Raw genomic sequence first — 16,518 nt, 5'->3', positions numbered from 1 at the left:
GAGGATTCGATGTCGACGATTGCTTTCCCTGTTCAACGCGCAGGCCGCAGCGAATCGCTGTGGGGTGCGCTGCGGCGTAATCCGGCGGCCCTCACCGGCGCTGCGATTCTGCTGCTGACCCTGTTCATGGCCCTCACCGCCGGGTATTTCTTTCCCGGCGATCCGCTTGACATGGTCGCCGCTCCACTGCTCTGGCCCGGTAGTGATCCGGCCTATCTCTTGGGCACCGACTCACTGGGCCGCGATGTCGCCGCCGGGATCGCCCACGGCGCACGCGCCTCCCTGCTGATCGCCCTCTACGGCACACTCATCAGCGTGCTGATCGGTGTCACCGTCGGTGCGCTGGCCGGCTATCACGGCGGGCGCCTGGACGACATCCTCACCCGCCTCAGCGAAGTGTTCCAGACCGTGCCCTCGTTCCTGCTGGTGATCGTCATCGTCGCCATCGGCACGCCTACGGTAAACATCATCGCCCTGGCAATTGGCGTGTCTTCGTGGCCGACCATCGCCCGGCTGATCCGCGCCGAATTCCGCACCCTGCGCGAGGCGGATTTCGTCACCGCCGCCCGCAGCCAGGGCTTCAGCAGCCGGACCGTGATCCTCGAAGAAATCCTGCCTAACGCCTTGGCACCGCTGGTGGTCACGGCCTCGATTCTGGTGGCCTCGGCGATCCTGATCGAGGCTGGCCTGGCGTTCCTTGGCATGAGCGATCCCAACACCGCCAGCTGGGGCGGGATGATCGGCAGCGGTCGCGAACAAATCGCCAGCGCCTGGTACCTGACGGCATTGCCCGGCATTGCAATCATCGCCGTAGTGCTGGCGTTCAATTTGCTGGGCGACGGCCTCAACGACGCCTTGAATCCACGCCTGCGACGGTACCTGCCATGAGCCTGCTCGACGTACGCGACCTACGCGTGAATTACCAGGGGATCGAGGCGGTAAAGGGGCTGGATTTCACTCTGGAGTCAGGGGAAACCCTTGCGCTGGTGGGCGAGTCCGGCTGCGGCAAGTCCACCACCGCACTGGCGCTGCTGCGGCTGTTGCCCAAGCACGCGCGCACCAGCGGGCAGGTGCTGTTCGAGGGCCGCGACCTGTTGCAGTTGACGCCACGGCAGATGCGCCAGGTGCAAGGCAGCGGCCTGGGCATGGTGTTTCAGGAGCCGCTGTCGAGCCTGAACCCGGTGCTGACTCTGGGCGAGCAGCTCACAGAAACGCTGCTGACCCACACCGATTTCACCCGCCGCCAGGCGCTCAAGCGCGCCGAAGAACTGTTCGGCCTGGTGCAATTGCCACGTCCGGCGGCGCACCTTGGCGAATACCCGCAGCACCTGTCCGGCGGCCAGCGCCAGCGGGTGATGATCGCCATGGCCATCGCCTGCGAGCCCCGACTGTTGATCGCCGACGAGCCGACCACCGCGCTGGACGTCTGCGTGCAATCGCAGATCCTCGAACTGCTCGACTCCCTGCGCAAGGAATTGCGCATGGGCCTGCTGTTGATTACTCACGATCTGGGCGTGGTGCGCCAACAGGCCGACCGGGTCATCATCATGCACGACGGCCTGGCCCTTGAGCACCGGCCCAATGCCGAACTCTTTACCCGCCCAACCCATCCGTACACCCGGGGCCTGCTCAACGCCTCCCTTGGCCGGGACCACGACCAGCATTACCTGCACAACCGCCTGCCGGAGATCCAGGTCACGCGCCACGGCGGCCAACCCAACCAGTACAAGGTCAGCAGCACGCACTACGGCCCCGGCCATGCGCCGCGTCCCGGCAGCCATGACGGCGCTCCCCTGCTGCAGGTACAGGACCTGAGCCTGGGATACGGTGAGCGGGAAGTCTTGAGCGGGCTGTCGTTCGAGATTCACCCGAGGGAAACCGTGGGCCTGGTGGGCGAATCCGGCTGCGGCAAATCGACCCTGAGCAAGGCGCTGTTGGGCCTGATCGAACCTCGTCGTGGGCAGATCGATTTCGCCGGACGCGACATCGCCACCCTTGAGCCTGTCCAGCGGCTGGCGTGGCGCGGCCAGTTGCAGATGGTGTTTCAGGACCCTTATGCCGCGCTCAATCCAAGGCACAGCGTGGAAACCATCCTGGACCGCGTGCAACGCCTGCACGGCCAGGACGATGCGAATCTCAGGCGCCGCGCCCGCGAGCAGATGCTCGACGCCGTGGGCCTTGCGCGCAACAGCCTGGAGCGTTTGCCGCATCAGTTTTCCGGTGGGCAACGCCAGCGCATCGGCATCGCCCGGGCGCTGATCGTCAAACCCAAGCTGGTGATCTGCGACGAGCCGGTGTCAGCGCTGGATGTGTCGACTCAGGCGCAGATTCTCAACCTGCTGGTGGAACTGCGCGAAGCCTTCGACCTGAGCTACCTGTTCATCTCCCATGACCTGTCGGTGGTGCGCTATTTCTCCGACCGCGTGCTGGTGATGCATGAGGCGCGCATCGTCGAGCAAGCCACGCCCCACAGGCTCTGGCAGAACCCCCAACACAGCTACACCCGGCGCTTGCTGGCGGCCATTCCCGGCAGCCGCGAGGCCTCTATTCCACTGAGCCGCAGCCTGTCGTTCGCGGTCGCCTGCTGATGATCGAATACAAGGAGCAACCCCATGAGCAAACGTGCTGACACCCTGAAACTCGGCCTGTTCCTGCGCGCCACCGGACACCACATTGCCGCCTGGCGCGACAGCGGTTCCCAGGCCGACGCCGGCATTCGCCTGAATCACTTCGTGGACCTTGCGCGCAAGGCCGAAGACGCAGGCTTCGACACCCTGTTCCTGGCCGACAGCGTCTCGGTGCGCGGCATCGACGCGCCGACCTTCGACCGGGTGATCGCGCCCAGCCTCAGCTTCGAACCCCTGACCCTGCTCTCGGCGCTGGCCGCCGTGACCTCGCGTATCGGCCTGGTCGCCACCGCCAGCACCAGCTACAGCGAGCCGTTCAATCTGGCGCGGCAGTTCGCTTCGCTGGATCAGATCAGCGGCGGGCGTGTCGGCTGGAACCTGGTCACCAGCAGCGACCCGGACGCGGCGAAGAATTTCGGCACCGCCACCGAAGGCAATCAGGCTGCTCACGCCGACCGCTACAGCCGCGCGCGGGAATTCCATCAGGTGGTCGACAAGCTGTGGGACAGTTGGGAAGACGACACCCTGCTGCTGGATAAAGAAAAAGGCATCTTCCTGGACCGCAGCAAACTGCACCTGACCGATCACCAAGGCGAACACTTCAACGTGCGCGGCCCGCTGAACGTACTGCGCTCGCCACAGGGCAAGCCGGTGCTGGTCCAGGCCGGCGCCTCGGAAGACGGTCGGGCATTGGCCGCGGCCACCGCCGAAGCGATCTTCGCCGCACACCAGAGCCTGGCCGATGCCCAGGCGTTCTACAGCGACATCAAATCCCGCGCCGCAGTGCTGGGCCGCAAGCCCGAACACATCAAGATCCTGCCGGGCGTGACCATCTTCACCGCGCCGACTTCCGCCGAGGCCCACGCCAAGCATCAGCGCCTGCAGAACCTGGTGCATCCGCAAGTTGGCCTGAGCCTGCTGTCGGGGCTGCTGGGTGGCGTCGATCTATCCCATCTACCGCTGGACGGTCCCCTGCCCCAGGACCTGCCCGCCACCAATGCCTCCAAGAGCCGCCAGCAACTGATCCTGCAACTGGCCGCCGAAGGCTTGAGCATCCGCGAGCTGTACCTGCGTCTGGCCGGCGCTCGCGGCCACTGGACGCTGGTCGGCTCGCCCGAAGAGGTGGTGGATCAGTTGCAGGCCTGGTTCGAAGGCTATGGCGCCGATGGCTTCAACATCCTGCCGCCGACCTACCCCGAAGGCCTGGACGATTTCATCGGGCTGATCCTGCCGGAACTCAAGCGTCGCGGCCTGGTGCCCGAGCACGGCCCGACCGGCAACACCCTGCGCGAGCGCCTGGGGCTGCCCTATCCGGCGCACCCGGCGACGCTGCGTCGCACCGACACCGTGGCTCTCTGAATTGACCGTAAACCGAAGCAAGGAATGTTTTGCATGACTCATCAAATCGACGCCGCCTGGGGCGCTGGCCCTTCGGCCCGCTACGAACAACTGGCCGAGCGCTTTCGCCCGCTTTTTGCCACCCTGCGCGAAGGCGCCATCGCCCGCGAACTGGAACGCCGCCTGCCCTTCGAAGAGATTCAACTGCTCAAGGCTTCGGGCTTCACCGCCTTGCGCGTGCCCCAGGAATACGGCGGCGCCGGGGTGACCATCCCCGAGCTGACCAACCTGCTGATCGAACTGGGGGAAGCCGATTCCAATCTGGTGCAGTCGCTGCGCGGCCACCTGGGCTTTACCGAAAGCATCCTCAACAGCCCCAACGAAGCCCGCCGTGCGCTGTGGCTGGAGCGCCTTGGCCGGGGAGAAATCGTCGGCCCGGCCATCGGCGAGATCGGCCAGACCACCCAGGCGCAATTGACCTCGCGCCTTTATCTGGACGGCGAACAATGGCGCATCGACGGCAGCAAGTTCTACACCACCGGCAGCCTGTACAGTGACTGGGTTGACGTGGCAGTGAGCGACCACGACGGCGAGCGGGTATTCGTCACCGTGCGCCGCGATGCCGAAGGCGTCGAGGTGGTGGACGACTGGAACGGCTTCGGCCAGACCCTGACCGCCAGCGGCACTGCGCACTTTCACAAGGTGGCGGTGGACCCGCGGCACATCAACAGCGAGGAACGCTTCGGCTACTCGCCAGCGTTTTTCCAGATCATCCATCTGGCGAACCTGGCGGGCATCGGCCGCGCATTGACCGGCGAAGTGGCGGCGGCAGTGGGCAAACGCACCCGCAGCTTCAGCAACGGCAATGCCCCGCGGGTGGCGCAGGATCCGCAGGTGCTGCAAGTGGTCGGCAGCCTGCGCGCGGCCGCCTACGCTGCTGGCGCCATCGTGCTGAAAAACGCCGAAGCCATCGAGCGCGCCTACCAGGCCCGACTGTCGAGTGACAGTGAGGTTCGCCAGCAGGCGGTGGACATTGCCGAGCTTGAAATTGCCCAGTCCCAGACCATCGTCAGCGACCTCATCATCGACGCCAGCTCGCGCCTGTTCGACGCCGTCAGCGCCTCGGCCACCTTGCGTCCGCAAGGCCTGGACCGCTTCTGGCGCAACGCCCGCACCCTGGCTTCGCACAACCCACGCATCTACAAGGACCGCATCGTCGGCGACTTCGCAGTCAACGGCACCCCACCACCGGCACAATGGAAAATCGGCATCGCCTGATGCCAGACACACATCCCGCGCACACCCGATCTTGACGTAGCAGTCCGGCTTGCCAGCGACGGCGATCACACTGACGCCCCCGCCGGCAAGCCGTGCTGCTACGGACGGATGCGCGACACAAATCTCCAACACACCCCACACCCGTAGCAGCCGGGCTTGCCCGCGGGAGCGATCTTCCGGGCGCCGACGCCGGCAAGCCGGACTGCTACGGGGCGTGTTGGCATCCAGGCGGTGAAAGGTTTCAGCTATTGGAAGCGATGCTGCAAAGGGGAATGTAACGGCCATCAGGGTGCCCGATTCTGCCAATCGCCCTGCTGGCGGTTTTGCCCTCCGGATCACTGCGTATACTCGGTCACGACGACACGAGGCGCTTAGGATACGGGGGCTCGATGCCAGAAAAACTTCTACCTCAGGCCTTTTCGGACACCGACAATCCGGCGGCCCCGGCATGGCTGGACAGCTACGACATGTCCACGCCAGACACGGTGTCCACACCCGCACCCGACGTCCTGCCGATCAGCACGCCTGCACCGGCCTCCACCAAGAAGCAGCGCCTGGCGCGGCTGGAAGTGTGGTCAACACCTGCATTCGGCCACTTTCCCCGTCTACTCAAACAATTCCCGGTCGCCCCATCTGCCGACACCCAGACCGAAACCAGCACCTCTGCTGCCGAATCAGCCCGCAGCGCCCACCTCAAAGTCATGGGTGAACTGACCGTCTCCATCGCCCATGAAATCAGCCAGCCGCTGCTGGCCATCGCCTCCAACACCGCCGCCTGCATACGCTGGCTGCAACGCGACACGCCCAGGCTGGAAGAAGCCATCTGCGGGCTGAACGACATCCGCTCCGAATGCGAACGCGCCGCCAGCATCGTCACCTCCTTGCGCGCCCTTGCCAAACAGACCCCGGCCAAACCCCGGGCGATCAAGATCAACGAGATCATCGAGGAAGTGATTCGCCTCAAGGCCGCCGTGCTGACCTGGCAAGGCGTGACGGTGGAAACCGTGCTGCGCGCCGACAAGACCGTGATCGCCGACCCGGTGCAGATCCAGCAACTGGTGTTCAACCTGATGACCAACGCCCTGGAAGCCATGAGCGCCAACACAGGCTCGGCCGGCATCCTGCGCGTCTCATCGTCCGCCCTGCGCGACGGCATTCAGGTGTCCATCGAAGACAATGGCCCCGGCATTCCCGTGCAGGAGCGCAAGAAGATCTTCGGCGCGTTCTACACCACCCGCACCAGCGGCCTGGGGATGGGCCTGACGATTTGCCGGTCGGTGGTGGAAGCCCACGACGGCGCGCTCTACGTCGAAGCCTCGGACCTGGGCGGCGCCTGCTTTCGCTTCAATCTGCCATCGGGCTGCAAGAAGCACTGATCCCTCAATTGGATACGCAACTGTACCGAAAATACCCTCAATTGGCCTAAACTGCCGCCTTGGTCAGGTCGTGCGCCCGCCGCCGATCCAGGTGCGGGCCAGAATGAAGGCGGTTGGTGTATGCAGGTTGCGAGTGCTCAAAAAACGGTGGTGATGGTGCTGTTCAACGACGTGCTGATGCTCGACGTGACAGGCCCCATGGACGTCTTTTCGATCTCGAACCGCTTGCTGCCCAGGGAAAAGCACTACCAGTTGCTGACCGTGGCCGATTGTCAGGGGCTGATCCGCAGTTCTTGCGGGCTGAAAGTCCATGCCGACATGACCCTGGAAAACTGCCCGGTCGGCGTCGACTTGTTGCTGGTGCCGGGCGGCCCCGGCGCCTATGGGGTCAGCCACCCGGCCCTGAGCGCCTGGCTGCCGGAGGCGGCGCGCAGTGCCAAGCGTTTCGGCGCTATCTGTACGGGGGTGTTTCTGCTGGGCGAAGCGGGATTGATCGACGGTTACCGCTGCACCACTCACTGGAATTATGTCGATCGCCTGGCCCAACGGCATCCCGAAACCCGGGTCGAGACCGAGCAGATTTACGTGGTGGATCGCAACCTGATTACCTCGGGCGGGATCACCGCAGGCATCGACATGGCGCTGGCGGTGGTGGCGGAAGATCACGGCAAGGAGCTGGCGCTTGAGGTGGCGAAGGTGCTGCTGGTGGTGATGAAACGCCAGGGCGGCCAGACGCCCTACAGCCCGCTGCTGGCCGCGGTACAGCGTGACGGTACGGTGATTGCCAAGGTACAGGCCTATGTGGTCGATCACATCGAGGAGCCGTACACCATCCAGCGCATGGCGGAGATTGCTGCCATGAGCCCGCGCAATTTCGCCCGGGCGTTTCAGCGTGACGTGAATCTGACGCCGATGCAGTACGTCCAGAATGCGCGGATCGACCATGCGCGCAAGTTGCTGGAGGGGTGCGAGTTGCCGCTCAAGGTTGTGGCTGCGCGCTGCGGTTTCGGCAGTGCGCGGCATATGCGCAAGTTGTTCAGCGAAAGGATCGGGTTGTCGCCGAATCAGTATCGGCAGCAATTTGGCGGGGAGTGATATTACGTACCGCAGTATCGCAATTGTTACGTACCAATACCTGTAGGAGCGCGCTTGCCCGCGACGGCGACCTGATGATCGCCGCCGCAGGCAAAGGGTGCTCCGGTCTCGGTCAGATCCGGAACGTACCCACCAGATGCTGCAACCGTGCGGTCTGGTGTTCCAGGTGGCTGCAGGCGTCGAGGGTCGATTTGAGGTTGTCGACGCCTTCCTGATTGAGGGTGTTGATCTCGGTGATGTCAACGTTGATCGACTCCACCACGGCGGTCTGTTCTTCGGTCGCGGTGGCCACGGACTGGTTCATGCCGTCGATTTCGCCGATGCGGCGGGTCACGCTGTTCAGGCGTTCGCCGGCCTGGTTGGCGATGGTCACGCTGCTTTCGCTCTGGCGCTGACTTTCGGTCATGTTCGCCACGGCATCTCGGGCGCCGACCTGCAGCTCCTCGATCATGCCCTGCACCTGCTGGGCCGAATCCTGGGTGCGGTGGGCCAGGTTGCGCACTTCATCGGCCACCACGGCGAACCCGCGACCGGCTTCCCCTGCGCGGGCGGCTTCGATGGCGGCGTTCAGCGCCAGCAGGTTGGTCTGCTGGGAAATGCCGCTGATGACTTCCAGGATCTGCCCGATGTTGGCAGTCTTGGCGTTCAGCGTTTCGATGTTTACGCACGACTCGCTGATCTTGTCCGACAGCTGATTCATGGCCTTGATGGTCTGGGTCACCACGCCCTGCCCTTCGCTGGCCAGTTGCGAGGCTTCGCTGGAATGCTGCGAGGCCAGTGCGGCGTTCTGGGCGATCTCCTGGGCGGCGGCGCCCAGTTGGTTGATCGCGGCCGCCACACTGCTGGTGCGGCTGGACTGCTGGTCCGAGTTGCCCATGGACGAGTTCGACGCCCCAACCACCCGCGCGGCGACTTCGCCCAACTGGCCGGCGGTGGACGCAACTTCGCGGATCGACCCATGGATACGCTCCACGAAGCGGTTGAAGGACACCGCCAGTGCGCCGAATTCGTCTTTGGAGACCACCGACAGTCGCTTGGTCAGGTCGCCCTCGCCGTCGGCGATGTCCTGCATGGCGCGGCCCATCTGGTGCAGTGGCTGCATCAGCACACGAATCAGCAGGCCGAGCAACACGATGATGATCGCGACCACGATCACCATGGCGGTGATAGCCGAGGAGCGGAATTCGCTGAGCATCGAATAGGCAGCGTCGCGATCCAGTACCAACGCGACATACCAGTTGGCCGAAGAAAGCCCCTCAACCTTGGTGAAGGAAATGAACTGCGCCTTGCCACCGGACTCGATCTCGGTCACGCCAGGCGCAATTTTCGGCGCACCATTGGGGTAGGCCTCGCTGACATTCTTGAGCAGCAGCTTGCTGTCCGGGTGGATCAGGATCTTGCCGTCAGCGCTGACAATGTAGGCGTAGCCATGGCCGCCGAAGTTCAGCGAGTTGATGGTCTTGGTAATCAGATCCAGCGACATGTCGGCACCGGCCACGCCGATCATCTGGCCCTGCTGGCGCACGGGCGTGGCCAGGGTCACCACCAGCTTGCCCGAGGACGCGGCGATGTAAGGCTCGGTAACGATGGTGCCCTGGGCCGCATCCGCCGCCTTGTACCAGCCACGGGCGCGTGGGTCATAGTCGGCTGCGCGGTTACCGGCAGGCACCGAGAACATCAGGCCGTCCTTGCCGCCGAAGTAACTGAGCTGGAAATTGTCCGCATACACCGGCAGGCTCACGGCGCGTTGCAGGTTGGCAGGCGCCGGGCCGTCGGCCGCGATCTGCTGGGCCATGGAATAAAGCAGCTGGGTGCGGCTGTCCAGCCAGGTCTGGATGTTCTGTGTGGTCAGACTTCCGAGCTGTTGCAGTTCGGCGTCGACGTTGTTTTTCAATGTTTCGCGCTGACGATAATCGTTCACCAGAATGAAACAGGTAAACGCAACTACAACTATCAGTGCAGCGGCCAGCAGGATCTTTCTGCTGAAACCCAGACTTTTGATCATACGATTGTGTCCATAACCAAGAATGACAGCGACGGGATGGCGTGCCGATCAGGCGCGCGCTGCGCTTTTTACGGGGTCGCCCGAAGAAAGGGAAGACGCGGCTCGAAATATAGTTCGGCAGCGTGGATGGGGAGTTGAGCGCCGGTCGTCGTTCTTTTTAGTTGGACGGTTTTCTGAATGGATAAAGGCAGTTTTGCGGGGTTTACTTGTACAGTTATTACAAATCGGGATCCAATTAGTTAGTTAACCCGTAGCAGCACGGCTTGCCGGCGGGAGCGGTACGTCTGACACAGATGAGTCGCCTGACGCACCGCTCCCGCCGGCAAGCCGTGCTGCTACGGAATGCGTGTCTCTATCTACTTGGCAAACAACTGCCCGATGTCCTTGAACGCCTTGAACTCCAGCGCATTGCCGCACGGGTCGAACAGGAACATCGTGGCCTGCTCGCCGACCTGCCCCTTGAAACGCACATAGGGTTCGATCACGAACTTCACGCTCTGGCTCTGCAGACGGTCCGCCAGGGCTTCCCACTCCTCCCAGTCCAGGACCACGCCGAAATGCGGCACCGGCACGTCATGGCCGTCCACCGCATTGGTGCCGGCGTGGGCCTGGGAGTCGGTTTTCGGGTGCTCGTGGATCACCAATTGGTGGCCGAAGAAATCGAAATCCACCCAATGATCGCTGGAGCGGCCTTCCGGCAGGTTGAACACATTGGCGTAGAAATGCCGGGCGGCGGCCAGATCGAATACGGGGATGGCTAGGTGAAACGGCGAGAGCTTCTGGGTGGTGGCGGTCACGGACATTTCCTCTTGATGGGATGCGATCATCTTTGCCCATTGAATCTTTGATTGAAAGATCATAATTTTTGCGTCGAGCCACAATTATTTCGATCAGTGAGTTACCGTGATTCGTGAACTGAAAACCTTTCTCAGCGTGGAACGGCTGGGCACCTTTGTCGCCGCAGGCAATCAGGTGGGGCTGACGCAATCGGCGGTCAGCGCCCAGATACGCACCCTGGAAAAAGCCCTGGGCACGCCGCTGTTCGATCGCAGTGGCCGCAGCGCCACGCTCAACGCTGCCGGCCAGCGGGCGCTGCCCATGGCCCGGGAAATCGTCGAACTGTTCGAACGCATGGCAGCGCCCCATGCCGACAGCGGCTATTACGGCGAACTGCTGATCGGGGCCATCGCCACCGTCCAGACCGGACTGCTGCCTGCGGCGCTGGTGGAACTCAACCGTCAGGCACCGACCGTCGAAGCCAAGGTCGTGCCCGGGGTGTCGCAGGTTTTGCTCAACAACGTGGACGCTGGCGAAATCGATCTGGCTATCCTGATCCGCCCGCCGTTTGCGCTGCCCAAGGAGTTGCACCTGGAGGTGATCGAGCGCGAACCCTTCGTGCTGATCGCGCCCAGTCATATCGAAGGAGACGATGCGCTGACGCTGCTGCGCGAGCAACGGTTTGTCCGCTACGACCGGCATTCGTTCGGCGGGCGACAAGTGACGCGCTTTTTGCGGGAACAGAAAATCGAGACCGTGGCCGGCCTCGAGCTGGATGAAGTGGACGCCATCGTGCGCATGGTCGAGGCGGGGCTTGGGGTGTCGCTGGTGCCGCGGGCGGGGCTGTGGCTTGAGCGGGCATCCAGTATCCGCATCATCGAACTGGGTGCCCTCACCTTCTACCGGGAACTGGCGCTGGTGATGCGCCATGCCAATCGGCAGTTGCCGTTGCAGCGCCTCTTCAGAAGCTGCCTTGGTTAGCCCTCGTAGCAGCACGGCTTGCCGGCGGGGCGGTGTATTTGACACGTTGATGTCGATTGACACACCGCTCCCGCCGGCAAGCCGTGCTGCTACGAGTGAACCGCGATTCAACTATCGGAAATTGGTCTTGGCCAACTCCAGCACTTGATCGGCCTTGCCGTTCATCACCGCCTTCAACATGAACAGGCTGAAGCCCTTGGCCTGGGCCAGCTTGATCTTGGGCGGCAGGCCCAGTTCCTGTTTGGCGGTGACCACATCGATCAGCACTGGCCCCGGATGCTCGAAGGCCTTTTTCAGCGCGTTGGGCAGGTCGGCGCTGTCCTCCACGCGAATCCCCAGGATGCCCGCGCCAATCGCGATATTGGCGAAATTGGTGCTGTGCAGATCGGTGTCGTGAGGTACATAGCCGCTGGCCTGCATCTCCATGGCAACAAAGCCCAGCGAGCTGTTGTTGAACACCACCATCTTGATCGGCAGGTTGAGCTGGCGAATGCTCAGCAGATCACCCATGAGCATGGAAATCCCGCCGTCACCGCACAGCGCCACCACCTGACGCTGTGGAAACGCCGCCTTGGCCCCCAAAGCCTGGGGCATGGCGTTGGCCATGGAGCCGTGGTTGAACGAGCCGATCAGCGAGCGCTGGCCGTTCATGGTGAGGTAGCGCGCAGCCCACAGCGTCGGCGTGCCAAAGTCCACGGTGAAGATCGCATCAGGGTCTGCGTAGGCATCCACCATGCGCGTCAAATACTGCGGGTGAATCGGCTCACCATGGGCCGAAGGCGTGGCCAGTTCGTCCAGCTCTTCGCGGGACTTGGCGTAGTGCGCCAGTGCCTTGTCGAGGAACTTGCGGTCGGTGTGGGACTTGAGCCGTGGCAGCAGCGCGACGATGGTTTCGGCAATGCCACCGGTCAGCCCCAGGGTCAGCGGCACACGACGCCCGAGGGCGGCCGGGTCGATGTCGATCTGGATGACCTTGGCTTTCTCGGGATAAAAATTGCGGTAAGGAAAACTGCTGCCCAGGATCACCAGCGTGTCGCAGTTGAGCATCGCATGATAACCGGAGCTGAAACCGATCAGCCCGGTCATGCCAACGTCGAAGGGGTTGGCGTACTCGATGTACTGCTTGCAGCGCAGGGCGTGCACCACGGGGGCCGAGAGCTTTTCCGCGAGCGCCACCACTTGGTCATGGGCCTCGGCGCACCCGGCACCGCAGAGCAGCGTCACGGCTTTGGATTTGTCGAGAATCTCCACCAGCTTCAGCAGGTCGGACTCAGCCGGAATCACCCGCGCCGCAGCAGGTTCAACCCAGGCTGGCTTGGCGTCAGGGCCGGGGCTGAGCGCAACATCCCCCGGAATCACAATCACCGCCACACCGCGCTGGCTGATGGCCGCGCGCATGGCCCGCTCCAGCACCCGGGGAAACTGCTCGGCGCTGTTCACCGCTTCGACGAAGTGGCTGCATTCCTTGAACAGGTCCGTGGGGTGGGTTTCCTGAAAATAATTCAGGCCGATTTCAGAGGATGGAATCTGCGCCGCGATTGCCAGCACCGGGACCCGGCTGCGATGGCAGTCGTACAGGCCATTGATCAAATGCAGGTTGCCCGGCCCGCAACTGCCGGCGCACACCGCAAGCTTGCCGGTGGACGCCGCCTCGGCACCTGCGGCGAAGGCTGCGACTTCCTCGTGACGGGTGTGCATCCATTTGATCTTGCCCAGGCGTTCGAGGCTGTCGGTCAGGCCGTTCAGGCTGTCGCCACTCACCCCCCAGATCTTCGAAACGCCTGCGGCGGCGAGGGTTTGGGCGAGGTAATCGGCGAGGGTCGTGCTGGACATGGGGCGGGTTCCTTGTCGAGTCGAAAAATGCGCGCAAGGCAAACGGCTGCAATGCGCGTCGTTTCAAATCGACCTGTAGGGTCCGGCACAGTTCAGTGGTTGTGAAGATGTAAACCGCCCGACCCTCACCGAACTCCCACATCAACCAATGCGCTTGCCCTGCCCCAGCAACGGCGAGTGCGCCGGCAGGTGAATACGCAACGCCCCAGACTTCGCTTCGAATCGCAATTGCTCTCCTCGAAGCGGCTCGCCATCCAGATTGATGTCCAGCCCCTCGGCAGACTTGAGTTCGACCCACGGCAAACGCGCCCGCACGAACATACTGTCCAGCCCCAGCCCGCCCTCCAGCAACCGCTTGAGCGTACCCACCACCTCCTGCGGCGCAGGCAGAATGCTGACGTCCAGCAGCCCGTCATCAGCCAGGGCATTGGGGCACAACGGATGCCCACCGCCCGCCTGGCGACCGTTGCCAATGCCTAGCGCCAGCAACTCCCCCTGCCAGTGGAAATCCGGGCCGTTAAACTCCCCATAGGCTGATTTCAACTCGCTGAAACGCGACAACCCGGTAAACAGATACGCCGCGCCCCCCAGCACCTTTTTCAGATCCTCCGAGGTGTTGGCCGTCACCTGGCTGCCAAAACCACCGGTGGCCATATTCAGGAACATATGCCCATCGACGGTGCCCATATCGACCGTGCGTGCGGGGATGTCAAGCAAGTCGAGCGCCGGACCGATTTCCAGCGGAACACCCGCCGAGCGGGCAAAATCATTGGCCGTCCCCAACGGCAGAATCGCCAGGCTTGCTTCGGAGCCTGCCTGGGCCAGTGCCTCGGCGATGTCACGCAAGGAGCCATCACCGCCACCGGCGATGATCTGCGTATGCCCTGCTGCCAGTGCCTCCTTGACCAGGCGCTGGGCGTCGCCGCCTTCCCAGGTCAAGCGCACGTCAAGCTCCCAACCGTGTTTGCGCTTGCGCTCCACGGCAGCCCGGACGTCTTCGTTGAGCGCCTGTTTGCCATGAAGAATCAGTAAAGCCCTGCGCTGCGCCATAGTCCCTTCCTCTGTTGATGCGATTCATTGCGTCAGATGTTGACCTTCGCCTGAGAGGAAAAAGCCCTGCCGTCGGCATTTTTTTTGCCAGCAGCCTGCGAGGCCAGCGCAATTTCGTCGCGAAGCCCTGCCCCTGCCATGACACGGGCTGTTTCATGAGCTTTACTGCCCGATACCCTCATTCGAGGGTTTGCCGGCCGGCATCAGAACGTCATCCCGTAAAATTTCTGAGAAAAACAGGTTTTTTTCTTACCAGCGGGATTGAAATAAGGGCGCGGAGAGCGCTTAATCGACAAATAATTGGCTAAAACAGGAAACACCTGCAGAAAAGTCATTAAATTGACTTTTACTGAGAAAGCGCTGAGCAAATTGGCCAATCATGGATTCATGGATCGAAGATGTGAGGACGTTTCATGCCACTGCAGCCGGTCGACAGTCTATCGCTGACGCACACAAGCCTTGAGTACATCGAAAACGGTTCCCGCAGATTCGATCTCTACACTCTCCTGCGCACTGTTTCTGCAGTGCCGTTCTCTCGCGAGGCTTACTGATGGGCACCCTGATTCCCTGCATTATCGCCGGCGGTGCCGGCACCCGGCTGTGGCCAGTCTCCCGTGAAGCCATGCCCAAACCGTTCATGCGCCTGCCGGATGGCGAAAGCCTGCTGCAGAAGACCTTCAACCGAGCCAGCAGCCTGGTCGGGGTTGAAAGCGTCCTGACCGTGACCAACCGCGAAGTGTATTTCCGCACCGTGGATGACTACCGGCTGCTGAACAAGCACAAGGTTCATCTGGATTTCATTCTCGAACCCTTCGGACGCAACACTGCACCGGCCATCGCCGCCGCCGCACTGCATGTGCAGGCTCTGCATGGTGACGATGCGCAGTTGCTGATCCTGCCGGCTGACCATCTGATCCACGACGTCGAGGCGTTCGCCGCTGCGGTCCAGGATGCGCAGAAGCTGGCCGACGAAGGCTGGATGGTGACCTTCGGGCTGATCCCGACCCGCGCCGAAACCGGCTTCGGGTATATCGAAAAGGGTCAGGCACTGAGCGGCAAGGCCTACCAGGTGGCGCGCTTCGTCGAGAAGCCCGATGCCGCCACGGCAGGGGAATACCTCAAGGGCGGCCTGCACCTGTGGAACGCCGGCATGTTCTGCATGCGGGTGGATGTGGTGCTGCGCGAGCTTGAGTTCCATGCCCCGGACGTGCTCACAGCCGTGCGCCATTGCCTGTCCCAGTGCAACAGCAAACAGGGCAGCAACGAGCTGCAGATGGAGCTGGACGCGGCGACCTTCGCGCTGGCACCGGACATTTCCATCGACTACGCCCTCATGGAACGCTCGCAGAAAGTGGCGGTGGTGCCTTGCGAACTGGGCTGGAGCGACATCGGCTCCTGGCAGGCGATCCGCGAACTGGCGCCGGCCGACGAAAACGGCAACCAGTTCAACGGCCAGGTGGTGCTGCACGACGTCACCAACTGCTACATCGACTCCAAGAAACGTCTGGTCGGCGGCGTCGGCCTGGACAACCTGGTCATCATCGACACGCCGGATGCGCTGCTGATCGCCGATGCGGCGCGCACCCAGGAGGTGAAAGTCCTGGCTCAGGAACTCAAGCGCCAGGGTCACCCGGCGTACCTGCTGCACAACACCGTGACCCGGCCATGGGGCACGTACACGGTGCTTGAAGAAGGCAAGCGCTTCAAGATCAAGCGCATCGTGGTCAAGCCCCAGGGTTCGCTGTCTCTGCAGATGCACCACCACCGCAGTGAGCACTGGATCGTGGTCAGCGGCATGGCCAGGGTGACCAATGGCGAGCGCGAATTCATGCTCGACACCAACGAGTCGACGTTCATCAAGCCCGGCCACACCCATCGACTGGTGAACCCTGGCGTGATCGACCTGGTGATGATCGAGGTGCAGAGCGGCGAATACCTCGGAGAAGATGACATCGTGCGGTTCACCGACATCTACGGCCGGGTGCCGGACGCGCCGAAAGTCTGATCCGCATGCGCCAACCGGCAGCCGCGTCCCCTCGCGGCTGCCTCTGTTTTCAGCCACACGAGGCACCACTGCCCTACACCGCTTGACCCGCGCCATATTGGACTTGGCAGTGCAGCCGACATGATTGTCTTACCCGCAAGGGAGTCGTATTCA

12 protein-coding genes and 1 pseudogene are annotated in these 16,518 nt (G+C 62.9%); 8 read left to right on the top strand and 5 right to left on the bottom strand.

Features of this window, described 5'->3' with window-relative positions:
- Positions 1-9 precede the first annotated feature (9 nt).
- The 6 genes from NPS29_RS14725 to NPS29_RS14700 all read left to right on the top strand — a co-directional run bounded on the left by NPS29_RS14725 (position 10) and on the right by NPS29_RS14700 (position 7,714).
- Complete coding sequence (locus NPS29_RS14725; RefSeq protein ID WP_274133463.1) at positions 10-888, top strand: ABC transporter permease; 879 nt, start codon at positions 10-12, stop codon at positions 886-888.
- A complete protein-coding gene (locus NPS29_RS14720) occupies positions 885-2,588 on the top strand; it encodes a dipeptide ABC transporter ATP-binding protein (RefSeq protein ID WP_274133462.1) in 1,704 nt (567 codons plus the stop codon). Before NPS29_RS14725 ends, NPS29_RS14720 begins: the two co-directional genes overlap by 4 nt.
- A 24-nt stretch (positions 2,589-2,612) precedes the next feature.
- Complete coding sequence (locus tag NPS29_RS14715) at positions 2,613-3,986, top strand: LLM class flavin-dependent oxidoreductase (RefSeq protein WP_274133461.1); 1,374 nt, start codon at positions 2,613-2,615, stop codon at positions 3,984-3,986.
- Between the two features lie 24 nt (positions 3,987-4,010).
- The gene (locus tag NPS29_RS14710; protein WP_425312509.1) at positions 4,011-5,243 is read left to right on the top strand and encodes an acyl-CoA dehydrogenase family protein; all 1,233 of its coding nucleotides are present in this window, start codon (positions 4,011-4,013) and stop codon (positions 5,241-5,243) included.
- 389 nt (positions 5,244-5,632) lie between these two features.
- On the top strand, positions 5,633-6,619 hold the full coding sequence (locus tag NPS29_RS14705) for a sensor histidine kinase (protein ID WP_274133459.1): 987 nt from the start codon (positions 5,633-5,635) through the stop codon (positions 6,617-6,619).
- Positions 6,620-6,739: 120 nt separating this feature from the next.
- On the top strand, positions 6,740-7,714 hold the full coding sequence (locus NPS29_RS14700; RefSeq protein ID WP_274133458.1) for a GlxA family transcriptional regulator: 975 nt from the start codon (positions 6,740-6,742) through the stop codon (positions 7,712-7,714).
- Between the two features lie 112 nt (positions 7,715-7,826).
- On the opposite strand, the gene NPS29_RS28915 is transcribed toward NPS29_RS14700, so the two are convergent.
- The 3 genes and pseudogenes from NPS29_RS28915 to NPS29_RS14690 all read right to left on the bottom strand — a co-directional run bounded on the left by NPS29_RS28915 (position 7,827) and on the right by NPS29_RS14690 (position 10,516).
- The gene (locus NPS29_RS28915; RefSeq protein WP_400607691.1) at positions 7,827-8,591 is read right to left on the bottom strand and encodes a methyl-accepting chemotaxis protein; all 765 of its coding nucleotides are present in this window, start codon (positions 8,589-8,591) and stop codon (positions 7,827-7,829) included.
- 93 nt (positions 8,592-8,684) lie between these two features.
- Positions 8,685-9,719, bottom strand: a pseudogene (locus NPS29_RS28910) (HAMP domain-containing protein); the annotation flags it as partial.
- Between the two features lie 356 nt (positions 9,720-10,075).
- Positions 10,076-10,516, bottom strand: coding sequence for a VOC family protein (locus tag NPS29_RS14690; RefSeq protein ID WP_274133456.1), 441 nt, complete (start codon positions 10,514-10,516; stop codon positions 10,076-10,078).
- 106 nt (positions 10,517-10,622) lie between these two features.
- Here NPS29_RS14690 and NPS29_RS14685 point away from each other — a divergent pair, with 106 nt between their 5' ends.
- Positions 10,623-11,477, top strand: a complete 855-nt coding sequence (locus tag NPS29_RS14685; RefSeq protein ID WP_274133455.1) for a LysR family transcriptional regulator — start codon at positions 10,623-10,625, stop codon at positions 11,475-11,477.
- 111 nt (positions 11,478-11,588) lie between these two features.
- On the opposite strand, the gene poxB is transcribed toward NPS29_RS14685, so the two are convergent.
- Complete coding sequence (poxB, locus tag NPS29_RS14680) at positions 11,589-13,310, bottom strand: ubiquinone-dependent pyruvate dehydrogenase (RefSeq protein ID WP_274133454.1); 1,722 nt, start codon at positions 13,308-13,310, stop codon at positions 11,589-11,591.
- A 141-nt stretch (positions 13,311-13,451) separates the two neighbouring features.
- The gene (gene yegS / locus NPS29_RS14675; RefSeq protein ID WP_274133453.1) at positions 13,452-14,360 is read right to left on the bottom strand and encodes a lipid kinase YegS; all 909 of its coding nucleotides are present in this window, start codon (positions 14,358-14,360) and stop codon (positions 13,452-13,454) included.
- Between the two features lie 550 nt (positions 14,361-14,910).
- Between yegS and NPS29_RS14670 the strand changes: the two genes are divergently transcribed.
- Positions 14,911-16,365, top strand: coding sequence for a mannose-1-phosphate guanylyltransferase/mannose-6-phosphate isomerase (locus NPS29_RS14670; protein ID WP_274133452.1), 1,455 nt, complete (start codon positions 14,911-14,913; stop codon positions 16,363-16,365).
- Positions 16,366-16,518 lie beyond the last annotated feature (153 nt).

Origin of the sequence: Pseudomonas putida (assembly GCF_028682175.1) — a bacterium.
Classification (GTDB): domain Bacteria; phylum Pseudomonadota; class Gammaproteobacteria; order Pseudomonadales; family Pseudomonadaceae; genus Aquipseudomonas; species Aquipseudomonas putida_AD.
This window is presented reverse-complemented; position numbering and strand designations above follow the sequence as displayed.

Coding starts and splice junctions, on each gene's coding strand:
- NPS29_RS14725 (WP_274133463.1), top strand. CDS start 10: ATGTCGACGATTGCTTTCCCTGTTCAACGCGCAGGCCGCAGCGAATCG.
- NPS29_RS14720 (WP_274133462.1), top strand. CDS start 885: ATGAGCCTGCTCGACGTACGCGACCTACGCGTGAATTACCAGGGGATC.
- NPS29_RS28915 (WP_400607691.1), bottom strand. CDS start 8,591: ATGGGCAACTCGGACCAGCAGTCCAGCCGCACCAGCAGTGTGGCGGCC.
- NPS29_RS14710 (WP_425312509.1), top strand. CDS start 4,011: ATGTTTTGCATGACTCATCAAATCGACGCCGCCTGGGGCGCTGGCCCT.
- yegS (WP_274133453.1), bottom strand. CDS start 14,360: ATGGCGCAGCGCAGGGCTTTACTGATTCTTCATGGCAAACAGGCGCTC.
- NPS29_RS14705 (WP_274133459.1), top strand. CDS start 5,633: ATGCCAGAAAAACTTCTACCTCAGGCCTTTTCGGACACCGACAATCCG.
- poxB (WP_274133454.1), bottom strand. CDS start 13,310: ATGTCCAGCACGACCCTCGCCGATTACCTCGCCCAAACCCTCGCCGCC.
- NPS29_RS14670 (WP_274133452.1), top strand. CDS start 14,911: ATGGGCACCCTGATTCCCTGCATTATCGCCGGCGGTGCCGGCACCCGG.
- NPS29_RS14715 (WP_274133461.1), top strand. CDS start 2,613: ATGAGCAAACGTGCTGACACCCTGAAACTCGGCCTGTTCCTGCGCGCC.
- NPS29_RS14700 (WP_274133458.1), top strand. CDS start 6,740: ATGCAGGTTGCGAGTGCTCAAAAAACGGTGGTGATGGTGCTGTTCAAC.